A 15941-nucleotide genomic window follows, 5' to 3' on the forward strand; every position below is an offset into this window, starting at 1 on the left:
TCTGCCACCTGTTCGAGCCGGCCGAATGCCGAAACTTCTTCAAGGCTGCCGGATATGAGGCCAATTAATCGCGACGCGCTTTAGGGGTTCAGGAACGGAAGAACTGGGGAACTGGTGAACTGAAGAGTTGAAGAAAAAGGCGCATAGCAGTCCTCCAGTCCTCCAGTCCTCCAGTCCTCCAGTCCTCCAGTCCTCCAGTCCTCCAGTCCTCCAGTTCCTCAGGCCGCGCTGCGCCGTGCCCCCAGCGTCATCCAGCCGCTGTCATCGATGGCGATGGAGACGGTTTCGTAGCCGCCAATCGAGTTGTGCTGAGTCGTCATTGGATGCTGGTGAGTGGCGCTGATCACCATCACCGACGCGCCCGCTGCTTCCGCCGCCGCGATACCGGCCGGTGCGTCCTCGAAGACCAGACAGTCGCCGATATCGACGCCGAGCCGTTTTGCCGCCAGCAGGAAACAGTCGGGCGCCGGCTTGCCGAGCCACACATCCTCGGCCGCGACCACCAAGGCGGGAACCGGGATGCCGGCGGCCCGCATGCGCAGCAGCGCCAACGGGCGCGGCGCCGAGGTGACGATCGCCCAGCGCTCTGGCGGCAAAGCGTTGAGGAACGGCACGGCGCCGGCGATCGGCAGCACGCCTTCGACATCGTCCGACTCGGCCTGCAACAGCACAAACGCCTCATGAACAGGGTCGAGGCCGGGAAGCGCCAGCCTGGTGATGGTCTCGACCGCCCGCACGCCATGGATCGTCGGCAGGAAGGCTTCGACGTCGACACCGTGCTTAAGCGCCCACGCCGCCCAGACGCGCTCGGCCGAGGCGATCGAATTGAGCACCGTGCCATCCATATCGAACAGGAACGCGGCGAATTTTCTGCCTGCAAACATCAGGTTTTCCAAGGGGGTTAGGGATCGTTTCGGGAGGGTCGAAACATGTCGTGCGACCGTAACGTCGCCACGCCTGCCTGGGAAGCTGCGGGAGAGCCTTTTCGATAGTTCCAGGGAACCATGGTCCCGCCTCTGGCGTTTTGAGCATACTGTTTTCCACGGGATCGAAGGGGCAATCATTGTGCTGATCCGGCTCGGCTACGAAATCGCCATTGAATGCGTCGGCGCCACGCCGGTCATCTCGCTGCTTGATATCCACAGGGATCGTCAGGCCGACATCAAACGGCAGACGCGCGTGCTGACGTCGCCTTCAGTGCCGAGCAAGGTCTATCACGATCTGTTCGGCAATACCTGCCGCCGCTTCACCGCACCCGCCGGCAGTTTCCGCATTCTCTATGACGCAGCCGTCGAGGACAGCGGGGAGCCTGACGCGGTCAACACGCTGGCCAGGGAAGTGCCGGTGGCGGAACTGCCGGACGATGTGCTCGGCTACCTCCTCGGCAGCCGCTATTGCGAGACCGATCATCTGAGCAGTCTGGCCTGGCAGCTTTTCGGCCATGTTCCCTCCGGCTGGGCGCGGGTGCAGGCGATCGTCGACTATGTCCACAACCGGCTGTCCTTCGGCTATGGCTATGCGCGGTCGACGCGCACCGCAGCCCAAGCGCATGAGGAGCAGGTTGGTGTATGCCGCGACTTCGCCCATCTGGCGATCACGCTCTGCCGCTGCATGAACATCCCGGCCCGCTATGTGAACGGTTATCTCGGCGACATCGGCGTACCGGCCGACCCGGCGCCGATGGATTTTTCGGCCTGGATGGAAGTGTTCCTCGACGGCAAATGGTACACGTTCGACCCGCGTCATAATCGTCCGAGGATAGGCCGCGTCGTCATCGCGCGCGGTCGTGATGCCACGGATGTCCCGCTGCTGCACAGCTTCGGCCCGCACCAACTTTCGCTGTTCAAGGTCTGGACCTACGAGCAGGAAGGCAATCTGTTCAACCCGCCCTATCACGGCGTCGACAAGACGGTGAGCGCGCGGATGCTGGCGTGACCGGATTCTGATCCGCTTCGACACACAATCCGGAAATGGAAAAGGCCGCCGCTCCTTGACGAAGCCGGCGGCCTTCCGTGTTTCCGTCCGTGGCGCGGCCAATGGCGGCGACCGACGTCACCCGCCGCGCTTATCGCGCCTTAACGGGAAGACTGCTTCCCGAAAGTGCAATCCGCTGAGGCCACGTTCTGGAAAACGAAATCACTCGACATCGGATCACCTCCTTTCGATTTGTTGAACACGTACAGATGATGGGGTGCGTTGCAGCAAAAAACAAGATGCCGATTTGAAATAGCTGGCGAGCCGCCTTTTGCGCCGGGTTGCGAAGAGCCGCCAGGGCGGGCAAAATCCATGCAAGGTGGATTGTCAGGACTCGGGAGGATGGCCATGGAGGCAGCCGAGAAGGCCGCGCGCATCGTGCGAACGGTGATCGAAACGCTGAAGCCGGGTTTTGCGGTCAAGCTGTGGACCGGCGAGCGGATCGGTCCCGCCACCGGGCCCGTGCTCACCATCAACGACCAGGACATCGTCTGGCAGGTGGTGAAGCGGCCATCGTTGTCGACGCTGATCGAGATGTGGATTTCCAAGACGATAGACATCGAAGACGGGACGATTTTCGATTTCTACGCACTGCCGTCGCAAGGCAAGCTCAGGACCAAGCTCAAGTCACTGCCGAAGCTGGCGATCCTGCGCGACCTGCCGGCGGTGCTCCTGTCACGCAAGCAGATGAGTGCACGCACCGATCTGTCGGGTCGCAACCCCTATGTCAGCGGGTCGAGCCAGGAGGCGATCCAGCATCACTACGACATTTCGAATGCCTTTTACCGGCTCTTCCTCGACGAGCGCATGGTCTACAGCTGCGGCTACTTTACGGATTTCGCCAATGGCATCGACCAGGCGCAGGCCGACAAGCTCGACCATATCTGCCGCAAGCTCAGGCTGAAATCGGGCGAAAAGCTGCTCGACATCGGCTGCGGCTGGGGCGCCATGCTGATCCATGCGGCCAAAAATTACGGCGTCGTCGGCCATGGCGTGTCGCTGTCGCAGGCGCAGACCGATCTCGCCCGCGAGCGCATCCGCGCCGAAGGGCTGCAGGACCGCATCACCATCGAGATCAAATCCTATGCGGAACTCAAAGGCTCCTTCGACAAGATATCGTCGATCGGCATGTTCGAGCATCTCGGCCTCGCCAACCACGCCAGCTATTTCAAGACCATCCATCGCTTGCTGAAGCCCGGCGGCATCTATCTGCACCACGCCATCACCAGGCGCAGCAAGGGCGACTTGAAGAAAACCTTGCGCAAGGGGCCGGAGTTCAAGGCGCTGCTCAAATACATTTTCCCAGGCGGCGAACTCGACACGATCGGCATGACGCTGGGCAATCTGGAGGCGCATGGCTTCCTGGTCTACGACGTTGAGAATCTGCGCGAGCACTATGCGCGCACCTGCCGGCTGTGGGCCGAGCGGCTGCAGGCTCGCTTCGACGAGGCGGTCGCCGAAGTCGGCGATGCCAAGGCACGGCTGTGGCTGCTTTATCTCACCGGCTGCTCGATCACCTTCGAGCGCGCCTCGGCGCAGATTTTTCAGACCGTCGTCACCAAACGCGCACGCGGCCCGAGCGGGCTGCCGCCGACACGGGCGGATCTGTATCGGTAGAGATAGGATTCGGGGCCGAACCCCACGCTTTCCAAGGTCTGCGATTCGCTGCCTCGCGGTAGAGGCCTACACGAACCGCATCGGCGCGCCGATCTCGACGCGGGCAGGCCTGTCCACAGTGCAATAGACGCCGAGATTATGGGCGTTGTGGCGGACCAGATTGCGCAGGATGCCGGGATCGTGGTCGAAGCCGTCCTGGCTGATGATGGTGAAGCCGCAGCGGCGGCACGGCTCCGAGACGGTCACCAGCAGGTCGCCGATGGCAAGCTTGCGGCCAATCCATTCGGTCTCGGGAAACGAGCTTTCGACCGCCGCCATGTCGATAACGATGTTGGGGCGGAAGCGGCGCGGATCGGGAATGCCTTCGGGGTGCAGCGCCTTGAGCCGCGCCAGCGATGCGGTGGTCAAGAGATGGATCGGCGCTTTGCGGTAGCGCGCCGCGGTGAGCGGGCCGGTGTAGCCGGGGGCGTTGTCCTGGCTGAACGGCCGGATCGAGGCGGCGAAGCCGAGATAGGTCGAGACGGCGCTGTCGCATTCAGCGCCCGGCGCTACCAGCCAGTCGCCGTCGGGAACGGCGATCTCCAGCTTGCGGTCCTTGCTCAGCCGGGTGCGGATGCGCGGCACCTTGTGCCACTTGGCGTCGCGGTCGGGCCGCGCGATCTCATTGTCCGAGACATCGACAAGGCCGAACAGCCGGTCGCCGTCGATGGTTTCAAGGCCGACCGAAATGGCGTCCTGGCGTTCGCCGGCAAGCGAACTTGCAGGGTAACGCCAGAGCTCCGTGACTGCGCCCAGTGCAGCCATCAAATCCCCTCAGCCCTTCTTGTTCTGGCGGTTGGCGATCAGATCATCGACCACGGCCGGATCGGCCAGTGTCGAGGTATCGCCGAGTGCGGAAAAATCGTCCTCGGCGATCTTGCGCAGGATACGGCGCATGATCTTGCCGGAGCGGGTTTTCGGCAGTCCGGGCGCGAACTGCAGCTTGTCGGGCGAGGCGATGGCGCCGATCTCCTTGCGGACATGGGCCACGAGCTCCTTGCGCAGTTCCTCGCTCGGCTCCACGCCTTTCATCAAGGTAACGTAGCTGTAGATGCCCTGGCCCTTGATGTCGTGGGGATAGCCGACGACAGCTGCTTCCGACACCTTCTCATGGCTGACGAGCGCCGATTCGACCTCGGCCGTTCCCATGCGGTGGCCGGAAACGTTGATGACGTCGTCAACGCGGCCAGTGATCCAGTAATAGCCATCGGCGTCGCGGCGACAGCCGTCTCCGGTGAAGTATTTGCCCTTGTAGGTGGAGAAATAGGTCTGCACGAAGCGGTCGTGATCGCCATAGACCGTGCGCATCTGGCCGGGCCAGGAATCGGCGATGCAGAGATTGCCGTCGGCCGCCCCTTCCAGCACCTTACCTTCGCCGTCGACCAGCTGCGGCTCGATGCCGAAGAAGGGCCGCGTCGCCGAACCCGCCTTGAGGTCGGTGGCGCCGGGCAGCGGCGTGATCAGGATGCCGCCGGTCTCGGTCTGCCACCATGTGTCGACGATCGGCACCTTGCCGTTGCCGACGATGTTGAAATACCACTCCCAAGCTTCCGGATTGATCGGTTCGCCGACCGAGCCCAGCACGCGCAGCGACTTGCGCGAGGTCTTCTTCACCGGTTCGTCGCCGGCGCCCATCAGCGCGCGCAGTGCCGTCGGCGCGGTGTAGAAGATGTTGACCTTGTGCTTGTCGATGACTTCCCAGAAGCGCGACTGCGAGGGGTAGTTCGGCACGCCCTCGAACATCAGCGTGGTGGCGCCGTTGGCGAGCGGGCCATAGACGATATAGCTGTGGCCGGTGACCCAACCGACATCGGCGGTGCACCAGTAGATATCGCCATCATGGTAGTCGAAGACATATTGGTGGGTCATCGAGACATAGACGAGATAGCCGGCGGTGGTGTGCAGCACGCCCTTCGGCTTGCCGGTCGAGCCTGAGGTATAGAGGATGAACAGCGGATCCTCGGCCTTCATCTTCTCCGGCTTGCAGTCGCCTTTCACCGTGGCGATCTCGTCATGGTACCAGATGTCGCGTCCCTGGACCCAGCCGGTCTTGCCGCCGGTGCGACGAACGACGACCACCTTATCGACCTTGGTGCCGGCCTTGGCGGCGATTTCGATCGCTCTGTCGGTGTTTTCCTTCAGCGGGATCGGCTTGCCGCCGCGCAGGCCTTCGTCGGCGGTGATGACGAAGGTCGACTTGCAGTCATCGATGCGGCCGGCCAGCGCGTCCGGTGAAAAGCCGCCGAAGACGATCGAGTGGATGGCGCCGATGCGGGTGCAAGCCAGCATCGCGTAGGCCGCTTCCGGGATCATCGGCATGTAGATGGTGACGCGGTCGCCCTTCCTGACGCCGTGCTTCTTCATCACATTGGCGAGCCGGCAGACATGCTCGTAGAGCTCGTTATAGGTGATCTTCTTGTCGTCGTAGGGATTGTCGCCTTCCCAGATGATGGCTGTCTGGTTGCCGCGCTTCTTCAAATGGCGGTCGATGCAGTTGTAGGAGACGTTGGTTTCGCCGTCCTCGAACCATTTGATCGAGACCTTGCCCTCGAAGGAGGTGTTCTTGACCTTGCTGAACGGCTTGAACCAGTCGATGCGCTTGCCGTGCTTGCCCCAGAACTTGTCCGGATTCTTCACGCTGTCGGCATACCATTTGAGGTAGGTGTCGTTGTCAATGAGCGCGTTCTTCTTCCACGCCGGCTGGACGCGGTGGATCTTCACCTCGGACATGTCTTCACTTACCTCCCAAACGAGCCCGCCGGCTTGACCACCGCCAGGATCACGGCGACGCAGCCGCGAATTCGGCGGCATTATTAACAGTTCCGCGCTGACGGCAACATTAGACGTTGGATTCGCGTGGCGGGATGCCGCAGCTTCCCTTTTCGGTTGTATCAGCACTCGGCAGCGGTCGCTGCTAACTGCATGTTTTCGTGCATAAAACCCGACTGGGATCAGGAAAATCATAGACAGTTAAGGAACGGCGCGCACAATTCGGTGTTGGGAGGAATGGAGAATCAACTAGGCCAAGGGGCTGTCATGCGCGATCATTCCGAAATGGACCTGATGCTCAAGGGGTATGGCCTGACCACGGCCAAGATTCTATACCATTTTCCCGACCACCCGCATCTGCTGCAGAGCTTCATCTGGCAGGATTACGATCTGGCGCCGAAGTTTCCGGTGCTGATCAAGTTCATCGAGTTCTGGAAGGCCAGGCTCGACGGGCCGCTGCATTCGATCAGCTACACCCACCAGAAGCTGATCGCGCCGAACGAATGGCGGAAGGTGGATGGGGAGTTCGTGCTGCACTGAGCGGCAGTATAGCTGATCTCCCCCGCAAGGGGGGAGATTGGCAGCTTCAACGTCGTGCGATCACACCGCAGGCGGGTTCAGTCGGGCGAAACCTTCCTGGCGGCGATAGGGGAAGTACGGGTAGGGCGCGGTCACTTCGCTTGCGGCGTCGAGCTTTTTGACCTGCTCCGGCGTCAATGCCCAGCCGACGGCGCCGAGGTTCTGGCGCAGCTGTTCCTCGTTGCGGGCGCCGATGATGACCGAGGACACGGTCGGGCGCCGCAACAGCCAGTTGATGGCGATCTGCGGCACGGTCTTGCCGGTCTCTTCAGCCATCGCATCAAGCGCATCCATGACCCGGTAGAGATGTTCGTCCGCGACCGGCGGGCCGAAATCGGCGGTGTCGTGCAGCCGGCTCTTTTCCGGCAGGGGCTGGCCGCGGCGGATCTTGCCGGTCAGGCGGCCCCAGCCGAGCGGGCTCCACACCAGCGCGCCGATGCCCTGGTCGATACCGAGCGGCATCAGCTCCCATTCATAGTCGCGGCCGACCAGCGAATAGTAGACCTGGTGTGCGGCATAGCGCGGGTAGCCATGCTTGTCGGCCTCGGCCAGCGATTTCATCACCTGCCAGCCGGAGAAGTTGGAGACGCCGACATAGCGCAGCTTGCCGGCGCGCACGAGGTCGTCCAGCGTCGACAACACCTCCTCGATCGGCGTGCCGGCATCGAAGGCGTGCAGCTGCAACAGGTCGATGTAATCGGTGCCCATGCGCTTCAGGGACGCGTCCACGGCCTTGATCAGCCGCGAGCGCGACGAGCCGTAATCGGCCCGGCCGTCGCCCATCGGCAGCGAGGTCTTGGTCGAGATCAGCACCGCGTCGCGGCGGCCTTTGATGGCTTCGCCAAGCACTTCCTCGGAGGCGCCGTTTGAATAGACATCGGCGGTGTCGAACAGATTGACGCCGGCCTCGAGGCAGATGTCGATGAGCCGCCGCGCTTCCTTGGCGTCGTTGTTGCCCCACGCCCCGAACAGCGGCCCGGAGCCGCCGAAAGTGCCGGCGCCGAAAGACAGTGCGGGCACTTTCAGGCCCGATGCGCCGAGACGTCGATAATCCATTTTATGCTCCTTGATGATGTCGAAGAAGGATTTGCGCGTGATGCTCATGACGGGGCGCAGACCGGCGCCCCGATTGTGGGGGCGCGATCGAGGCGCAGCGCCAGGGCAGCGACGCCAAGAGCCGCGACCGGCAGCAAAGCGGCGATCCAGGTTAGTGAGCCGAGGCCGAGGCCATGGGCAATCACCGCGCCGCCAAGCCAAGCGCCGGCGGCATTGCCGAGGTTGAAGGCGGCGATGTTGAAGGACGAGGCGAGGCTCTGGCCCGCGCCTTGCGCCTTTTCCAGCACCCACATCTGCAGCGGCGCCACGGTGGCGAAGGCGGCGGCACCAAGCAGGCCGACATAGATGACGGCCAGGATTTGGCTGTGGACGGCGAAGGTCATTGTGGCCAGCACCAACGCCAGCACCACGAGGCTGCCGAGCACCGCCGGCATCAACCAGCGGTCGGCGACCTTGCCGCCAAGCAGATTGCCGGCGATAAGACCGCCGCCGAAGACCAGCAGGATCGGCGACACCGCGGCCTCCCTGAAGCCGCTGATCTCGGTCAGCAGCGGGGCGATGTAGGTGAAGACGGCGAAGACGCCGGCATAGCCGAGCACGGTGGTGGCGACGCCGAGCAGCACCGGCGTGCGGCGCAGCACGGCGAGGTCGGCGCGCAGATTGGTCTTCTCGGGCGCTTCCTTGCTGCGCGGCACCAGAAGCAGGATGACGGCAAAGGCTGCCAAGCCGACCAGGGTTACCGCCCAGAAGGTGGCGCGCCAGCCGAAGGCCTGGCCTAGCCAGGTGCCGAAGGGCACGCCGAGGATGTTGGCGATAGTCAGTCCGGTGAACATCAGCGCGATCGCCGAGGCTTTCTTGTTGGGCGCGACCAGGCCGGTGGCGACCACCGAGCCGACGCCAAAGAAAGTGCCATGGGCAAAGGCGGTGATGATGCGGGCGCCCATCAGCGTCCAGTAGTCGGGGGCGATCGCACAGGCGAGGTTGCCGAGCGTGAAGATCGCCATAAGGGCCAGAAGGACGGTCTTGCGGGGCCAGTTGCCGGTGGCGATGGTCAAAAGCGGCGCGCCGATGACGACGCCCAACGCGTAGCCCGAAATCAACTGGCCGGCGGCCGAGATCGAGACTCCGAGATCTTTGCTGACATCGATCAGCAGCCCCATGATGACGAATTCGGTGACGCCGATGCCGAAGGCGCCGGCAGCGAGGGCGTAGAGAGCAAGATGCATGGCGGTTTCCAGTTCGAACTCGAATGAGCGCGCTGTCCAGACCCGCGCCCCGACCGCAGAGATCGTGTTGCCATGCCTTGTGAACCAGACTTGCCTTGGGCATATTTCCTGTGAAATAGATTCACAAATGGCCAGACCCGATATCAACCGTTCCGGCGAGATCGAAGTGTTCGTCCGCGTCGTCGAGGCGAGCAGCTTCTCGGCTGCGGCTCGTTCGCTGCGTATGACACCGTCGGCGGTGAGCAAGCTGATCGCGCGACTGGAGGCAAGGCTCGGCGCGCGGCTGGTCACGCGCTCGACGCGCAAGCTGCAGCTGACGCCGGAAGGGACGGCGTTCTATGACAGCGGGGTGCGCATCCTGGCCGATATGGCGGCGGCCGAGCGCGAGGCGGCCGTGGGTGCCGCGCCGCGCGGACGGCTGCGCGTCAACTCCTATGTGCCCTTCGGGGTGCATCGGCTGATCCCGCTGCTGCCTGATTTCCTCGAACGCTACCCCGGGATTTCGGTCGATCTGGTGCTGACCGACAGCGTCATCGATTTGATGGCTGAGCGTGCCGACGTCGCCATCCGCGCCGGGCCGCTCGGCGAATCGCGGCTGGTGGCGCGCAAGCTCGGGCAAAGCCGGATGACAGTCGTTGCCGCACCGTCCTATCTCAAGACGCATGGCACGCCGCTGATTCCAGCCGATCTCGACCGGCACAATCGCATGGCTTTCGGCTTTGCCCGGCATGTCGATGGCTGGTCGTTTGTCGATGCAACCGGGAACGCCGTCATGGTGCCGATCGCCGGCAACACGCTGGTCGGCGATGGCGAGTCGATGCGGCTGATGGCGGTCGGCGGCGCCGGCATCGCCCGGCTGGCACACTGGCATGTGGCCGATGACATCGCGGCGGGGCGGCTGACGGCGCTGCTGGAGGATTTCAATCCGGGCGACGAGGAGCCTACCCACGCCGTCTATGTCGGCCAGGGCCGGCATTTGCCCGCACGGGTGCGGGCGTTTCTTGACTTTCTGGTCGAGAGCGTGCGGATGAGCTGAAAAGACGTTGGGGAGCCAGATGACCCCCCAAGCATCAGGCGACAGCGATGACTATTTCTTCGGGGTGAACGGCGCCGGGCGGCGACCGGCGCCCTGACGCTCCAGCATCCAGCCGGGATATTCGGCCGGCAGCGCACTGACCTCATCCAGTCTGGCGAGATCGTCGGCGTCGAGCTTCAGCTCAGTGGCGGCAAGGTTCTGCTCGAGCTGCTCCATGCGGCTGGCGCCGATGATGACGCTCATGACGAAAGGTTTGGCCAGGACATAACCGAGCGCGACCGTAGCGACGCTGACATCGTGCTTTTTCGCGATGTCGCGCATGACTGCGACGGCTGCCCAGGCACGATCCTCATCGACCGGCGGGAAGTTGAAGGCAGCGCGGCGGCCTCGCCATTGCCGGGCGCGCCCGGTCCGTATTTACCCGACAGCAGGCCGCCGGCCATTGGCGACCACACCATCAGGCCGAGCTTTTCCTCGTTGATGAGCGGCACGATCTCGCGCTCGAGGTCGCGGCCGGCGATCGAATAATAGGACTGGATGGTCTCGAAGCGGGAAAACCCCTTGCGCTCGGCTATGCCGAGGGCCTTAGAGATGCGCCAAGCCGCCCAGTTGGAGACGCCGACATAGCGGACCTTGCCGCTGGCAACGAGATCGTCGAGCGCCCGCAGCGTCTCGTCGACTGGCGTCACGGTGTCGGTGCCGTGCAGCTGTTAGAGATCGATATGGTCTAGCTGCAGCCGCTCCAGGCTGCCCTCGACCGAATCCATGATGTGGCCGCGCGAAGAGCCGCGCTCGTTCGGGCCCTGGCCCATGGCGCCATGCACCTTGGTGGCAATGACGACGTCCGAGCGCTTGACGCCAAGATCCTTGAGCGACTGGCCAAGCAGGCGTTCGGACTGGCCGAATGAATAGACGTCGGCCGTGTCGAAGAAATTGACGCCGGCGGCGATGGAACGGGCAACGATGTCGTTGACGCCCTTCTGGTCGAGGCTGGCGATCAGGCCCCATTGGGCATTCTCGCCGGCGGCGCCGAAGGTCATGGTGCCGAGGCACAGTTCGGAGACGAACATCCCCGTATTTCCGAGTTGATTGTAGCGCATGGTGGCGGCTCCAGCAGATGTGTGATGACGCCAAGCAAATAGGAACGGTGCGTTTCGTTTCCAGTGGTGGCACAATGGACCTAACGCAGTTGGCCCATAGAGCCCGTCAACCGTCGCGAGATGATCTTCATGCCGAAAAATCTATCAGAATTCCACGGGCCGGATGATCGTCTTTGAGCGGCGGTTGACCTCCTCGTCGAAATCGTCGTCCCACGCGGGACCGGAGAGGAGATATTCGGCAAGCGAAGGCTTTGCGCCGATCAGTTGGTCATAGTCATCAGGAGATAATACGACGGCAGCCGGCTTTCCGCGCAAGGTGATGGTTTGCGCCCCTTCTTCGTGCGCCTGTCGTACAAGCTTCGAAAGATTGTTTCTCGCGTCCCTGAGGTGCCAGTCCAAGAAGAATAGTCCTCGCTAACTCGGCCGGATGTGCTCGATACATTAGCTCGAAAAATCGGGGATCGACAGGTGTCTCGCGAAGCCGACGACTACCGGCTCCCAAAAATCGCCGAGCCGACCCGGACGCTGGTGGCGCCGAAGGCGATCGCGGTCTCGTAGTCGCCGGACATGCCCATCGACAGTTTGGCGACGCCGGCCTCCTTGCCGAGCTTTTCCAGCAGGGCGAAATGCGGGCCGGGGTTTTCGTCCGCCGGCGGGATGCACATCAGGCCTTCGATGGCGAGGCCGTGGACATCGCGGCAGCGGGCAACGAAGGCAACGGCGTCGCGCGGCTCGATGCCGGCCTTTTGCGGCTCCGAGCCGGTATTGACCTGGACGTAGAGTTTCGGCGTGCGGTCCTGGCGCACGATTTCCTTGGCGAGTTCGGCGGCGATCTTCTCGCGGTCGACGGTCTCGATGACGTCGGCGAGCGCGACGGCTTCCTTCGCCTTGTTCGACTGCAGCGGGCCGATCAAATGCAGTTCGATATCAGGGAATTCCGCTTTCAAGGCCGGCCATTTGCCTTGCGCTTCCTGCACGCGGTTTTCGCCGAAGACGCGCTGGCCTGCTTCGATGACCGGGCGGATGGCGTCGGTCTCAAAAGTCTTCGACACCGCAACCAGCGTCACCGAACCGGCGTCACGGCGGGCCTCGCGCTCGGCGGCAGCGATCCTCGTCTTGACGGCGAAAAACTGTTCGACGGCGCTGGCCATGCCTATATCCTGCCTGTCTTTAATCGCGCTCGCCGGCTCGCCGCAGTTGACGGGTCCGGCAATCCATGGTGAACACCGCGACGACATTTACCTTGGCCACCGGGCCTTGTCCGGCGGTCTGCGCCTGCTTTTAAGTGAAAATCATCCGATGGCAACCGAACGATATAATCCGCGCGCGTCCGAGCCCAAATGGCAGAAAGCCTGGGCCGAAAAGAAGCTGTTCGAAGCGCAGAACGACGACCCGAAGCCGAAATACTACGTGCTGGAGATGTTCCCCTATCCCTCGGGGAAGATCCATATCGGCCACACCCGCAACTACACGATGGGCGACGTGGTGGCGCGCTACAAGCGAGCCAAGGGTTTCAACGTGCTGCACCCGATGGGCTGGGACGCTTTCGGCATGCCGGCCGAAAATGCGGCGATGCAGAACAAGGTCCATCCTAAGGAATGGACCTACGCCAACATCGCCGCCATGCGCGAGCAGCTCAAGATGATGGGCCTGTCGCTGGACTGGTCGCGCGAGTTCGCCACCTGCGATGTCGACTATTACCACCGCCAGCAGATGCTGTTCCTCGATTTCGTCGAGAAGGGGCTGGTGACCCGCAAATCCTCCAAGGTCAACTGGGACCCGGAGGACATGACCGTGCTCGCCAACGAGCAGGTCATCGACGGCCGTGGCTGGCGTTCGGGCGCGCTGGTCGAACAGCGTGAGCTGACGCAGTGGTTCTTCAAGATCACCGATTACGCGCAGGACCTGCTGGATTCGCTGGACGGCCTCGGCGAATGGCCGGAAAAGGTCAAGCTGATGCAGCAGAACTGGATCGGCCGCTCGGAAGGGCTGCTGATCCGTTGGCCGCTGGCCGCTCCGATCGGCGATGCGCACGAACTGGAAGTCTACACGACCAGGCCCGACACCATCTTCGGCGCCTCCTTCATGGCGGTCGCCGCCGACCATCCGCTGGCCAGGAAGGCCGCCGAGACCAATCTCGATCTGGCCAAGTTCATCGACGAAATCAGGCATATGGGCACGTCGGTGGCCGCACTGGAGACGGCCGAGAAGAAAGGTTTCGACACCGGCATCCGCGTCGTGCATCCGTTCGACGACTCGTGGACCCTGCCGGTCTACGTCGCGAATTTCGTTTTGATGGAATACGGCACCGGCGCCATATTCGGCTGCCCGTCGGGCGACCAGCGCGACCTCGATTTCGCCAACAGGTACGGCCTGCCGGTGATCCCGGTGGTGATGCCGGAAGATGCCGACGCCAAGACCTTCCATGTCACGGAAGAGGCCTATGTCGATGACGGCGTGATGATCAATTCGCGTTTCCTCGACGGCCTGAAGCCGGAGCAGGCGTTCGACGAGGTGGCAAAGCTCCTGGAGCAGAAGACCATAGGCGGGCGGCCAATGGCGGAGCGCAAGGTGAACTTCCGCTTGCGCGACTGGGGCATTTCGCGTCAGCGCTACTGGGGCTGCCCGATCCCGATGATCCATTGCGAGGATTGCGGCGTCGTGCCGGTGCCGAAGGCCGACCTGCCCGTCAAGCTGCCCGACGACATCGAGTTCGACCGTCCCGGCAATCCGCTCGACCGCCACCCGACCTGGCGGCATGTGAAGTGCCCGCAATGCGGCAAGGATGCGCGCCGCGAGACCGACACGATGGACACGTTCGTCGATTCGTCCTGGTATTTCGCGCGCTTCACCGCGCCCTGGGCCAATGAGCCGACGGAGCCCAAGGCTGCCGATGACTGGCTGGCCGTCGACCAGTATATTGGCGGCATCGAGCACGCGATCCTCCATCTGCTCTATTCGCGCTTCTTCACCCGCGCCATGCGCGCGACCGGGCATCTCGACCTGGCCGAGCCATTCAAGGGCCTGTTCACGCAAGGCATGGTGGTGCATGAGACCTACCGCGTCGGCGGTGCGTCGAACAATGGCCGCTGGCTGTCGCCGGCTGAGGTCAGGATCGAGGATGTCGGCGGCAAGCGCCGCGCCATCGAGATCGCCACCGGCGAAGAGGCGGCGATCGGCTCACTCGAAAAGATGTCGAAGTCGAAGAAGAATACGGTAAGCCCGGAAGACATCACCGACGGCTACGGCGCCGACACCGCACGCTGGTTCATGCTGTCGGATTCGCCGCCCGAGCGCGACGTCGAGTGGACGGACGATGGCGCCGCCGGCGCACATCGCTTCATCCAGCGTGTCTGGCGCCTGGTGTCCATTGCCGCCGAGACGCTTGACGGCGCCAAGCCGCAGGCGGCGCCGGAGGGCGAGGCGGGCGCCGTTTCCAAGGCCGCGCACAAGATCCTAAAGGCTATCGGCGAGGATATCGAGAAGCTCGGCTTCAACCGGGCCATCGCCCGCATCTACGAACTGGCCAATGCCTTGACCGCGCCGCTCAACGACGTCGCCGAGGGCAAGGCCGACGCGGCGCTGAAAGGCGCCTGCCGCGAGGCGGTGGAGATTCTTGTGCATGTGGTCGCGCCGGTCATGCCGCATTTGGCCGAAGAGTGCTGGCACACGCTGGGCGGCACCGATTTGGTCGCCGAACGGCCATGGCCGGTCTATGATCCGGCGCTGGTCGTCGACAACGAGATCGTGCTGCCGGTCCAGGTCAACGGCAAGAAGCGCGGCGATTTGACAATTGCCCGCGACGCGGACCAAGGTGCGGTCGAAAAAGCGGTTCTGGCTCTCGACTTCGTGCAGAAAGCGCTGGAAGGTAAGGCGCCCCGTAAGGTGATCATCGTGCCGCAGAGGATCGTCAATGTCGTTGCTTGACTTCAGAAGGATGGGGCCTGATCTGGAAAAGACGACGCTATTGCTGCGCCGCGCAGCGCTGTACGGCATGGTCGCCTCGGTGGCGCTGGTTTCGGCCTGCACGGTGAGGCCGCTCTATTCCAGCGCGCCGCTGAGCGCCGGTTCCACGGTCAGCGCTTCGGCGGAACTGGCGTCGATCGCGGTCAAGCCGGTCAAGACACGCTACGCCCAGCAGGTCCGCAACAATCTGATCTTTGCCTTTGGCCAAGGCGCCGGCGAGCCGCCGGCGCCGGTCTACATGCTCGATCTCGGCGTCACCGAACTGGTCGAATCGGCCGCGGTGGTGCAGATCCAGACCGACGAAGACGAGCCGACGGCAGGCACGGTGACGCTGACCGCAAACTATGTGCTGACCGATGCCAGGACCGGCGTGGTGATCGCAACCGGCAAACGGTCGATCCCATCATCCTTCGACAAGCCGACGCAGGAGTTCGCCTCCTACCGGGCACAGCTCGACGCCGAGAACCGCGCCGCGCGTGAACTGGCTGAAATGGTGAGCCTGTCGGTCGCCCAGGACTTGGTCAGGCACGGCAAGAAGGCCTGAGCATTCCCTGGCGCTGCCAACTAGACTTTTAGCAG

13 protein-coding genes and 1 pseudogene are annotated in these 15941 nt (G+C 63.3%); 6 read left to right on the forward strand and 8 right to left on the reverse strand.

Annotation, left to right across the window (positions count from 1 at the left end):
- Nucleotides 1-218: 218 nt before the first annotated feature.
- Nucleotides 219-884: an HAD-IA family hydrolase gene (locus NKJ77_RS18385; protein WP_352535566.1), complete on the reverse strand. Its 666-nt coding sequence runs from the start codon at nucleotides 882-884 to the stop codon at nucleotides 219-221.
- 181 nt (nucleotides 885-1065) lie between these two features.
- On the opposite strand from NKJ77_RS18385, the gene NKJ77_RS18390 reads away from it, so the two are divergent.
- Both NKJ77_RS18390 and NKJ77_RS18395 read left to right on the forward strand, forming a co-directional pair.
- Entirely contained in the window at nucleotides 1066-1935 is an 870-nt protein-coding gene (locus tag NKJ77_RS18390) for a transglutaminase-like domain-containing protein (RefSeq protein WP_023693194.1), read from the forward strand.
- Between the two features lie 387 nt (nucleotides 1936-2322).
- On the forward strand, nucleotides 2323-3591 hold the full coding sequence (locus tag NKJ77_RS18395) for a class I SAM-dependent methyltransferase (RefSeq protein ID WP_023747329.1): 1269 nt from the start codon (nucleotides 2323-2325) through the stop codon (nucleotides 3589-3591).
- Between the two features lie 66 nt (nucleotides 3592-3657).
- On the opposite strand, the gene NKJ77_RS18400 is transcribed toward NKJ77_RS18395, so the two are convergent.
- Complete coding sequence (locus NKJ77_RS18400) at nucleotides 3658-4395, reverse strand: MOSC domain-containing protein (RefSeq protein ID WP_023698245.1); 738 nt, start codon at nucleotides 4393-4395, stop codon at nucleotides 3658-3660.
- 9 nt (nucleotides 4396-4404) lie between these two features.
- Nucleotides 4405-6360, reverse strand: coding sequence for an acetate--CoA ligase (acs, locus tag NKJ77_RS18405; protein ID WP_352535567.1), 1956 nt, complete (start codon nucleotides 6358-6360; stop codon nucleotides 4405-4407).
- Nucleotides 6361-6666: 306 nt separating this feature from the next.
- Here acs and NKJ77_RS18410 point away from each other — a divergent pair, with 306 nt between their 5' ends.
- Nucleotides 6667-6939, forward strand: a complete 273-nt coding sequence (locus tag NKJ77_RS18410; RefSeq protein ID WP_023668649.1) for an usg protein — start codon at nucleotides 6667-6669, stop codon at nucleotides 6937-6939.
- A 60-nt stretch (nucleotides 6940-6999) separates the two neighbouring features.
- On the opposite strand, the gene NKJ77_RS18415 is transcribed toward NKJ77_RS18410, so the two are convergent.
- Both NKJ77_RS18415 and NKJ77_RS18420 read right to left on the reverse strand, forming a co-directional pair.
- Nucleotides 7000-8034, reverse strand: coding sequence for an aldo/keto reductase (locus NKJ77_RS18415; protein ID WP_023698243.1), 1035 nt, complete (start codon nucleotides 8032-8034; stop codon nucleotides 7000-7002).
- A gap of 44 nt (nucleotides 8035-8078) precedes the next feature.
- Nucleotides 8079-9260 (reverse strand): MFS transporter, encoded by a 1182-nt coding sequence (locus tag NKJ77_RS18420; protein ID WP_023698242.1) that lies wholly within the window; start codon nucleotides 9258-9260, stop codon nucleotides 8079-8081.
- Nucleotides 9261-9387: 127 nt separating this feature from the next.
- On the opposite strand from NKJ77_RS18420, the gene NKJ77_RS18425 reads away from it, so the two are divergent.
- Entirely contained in the window at nucleotides 9388-10296 is a 909-nt protein-coding gene (locus tag NKJ77_RS18425; RefSeq protein ID WP_023698241.1) for a LysR family transcriptional regulator, read from the forward strand.
- 51 nt (nucleotides 10297-10347) lie between these two features.
- Here the strand turns inward: NKJ77_RS18425 and NKJ77_RS18430 are convergent.
- The 3 genes and pseudogenes from NKJ77_RS18430 to NKJ77_RS18440 form a co-directional block, all read right to left on the reverse strand.
- Nucleotides 10348-11396 (reverse strand): annotated as a pseudogene (locus NKJ77_RS18430) (aldo/keto reductase).
- Between the two features lie 144 nt (nucleotides 11397-11540).
- Nucleotides 11541-11795 (reverse strand): type II toxin-antitoxin system Phd/YefM family antitoxin, encoded by a 255-nt coding sequence (locus NKJ77_RS18435; RefSeq protein WP_023704952.1) that lies wholly within the window; start codon nucleotides 11793-11795, stop codon nucleotides 11541-11543.
- 89 nt (nucleotides 11796-11884) lie between these two features.
- Nucleotides 11885-12547 carry a YggS family pyridoxal phosphate-dependent enzyme gene (locus NKJ77_RS18440; protein ID WP_352535568.1) on the reverse strand — a complete coding sequence of 221 codons (663 nt, stop codon included), beginning with the start codon at nucleotides 12545-12547 and terminating at the stop codon, nucleotides 11885-11887.
- A 148-nt stretch (nucleotides 12548-12695) separates the two neighbouring features.
- Here NKJ77_RS18440 and leuS point away from each other — a divergent pair, with 148 nt between their 5' ends.
- Together leuS and NKJ77_RS18450 are read left to right on the forward strand one after the other, a co-directional pair.
- Complete coding sequence (leuS, locus tag NKJ77_RS18445; protein ID WP_023831795.1) at nucleotides 12696-15323, forward strand: leucine--tRNA ligase; 2628 nt, start codon at nucleotides 12696-12698, stop codon at nucleotides 15321-15323.
- Nucleotides 15310-15906 (forward strand): LPS assembly lipoprotein LptE, encoded by a 597-nt coding sequence (locus tag NKJ77_RS18450; protein WP_023831794.1) that lies wholly within the window; start codon nucleotides 15310-15312, stop codon nucleotides 15904-15906. The genes leuS and NKJ77_RS18450 overlap by 14 nt, the downstream gene beginning before the upstream one ends.
- Nucleotides 15907-15941: the final 35 nt, after the last annotated feature.

It is taken from the genome of Mesorhizobium sp. M0052 (assembly GCF_040323255.1).
Classification (GTDB): domain Bacteria; phylum Pseudomonadota; class Alphaproteobacteria; order Rhizobiales; family Rhizobiaceae; genus Mesorhizobium.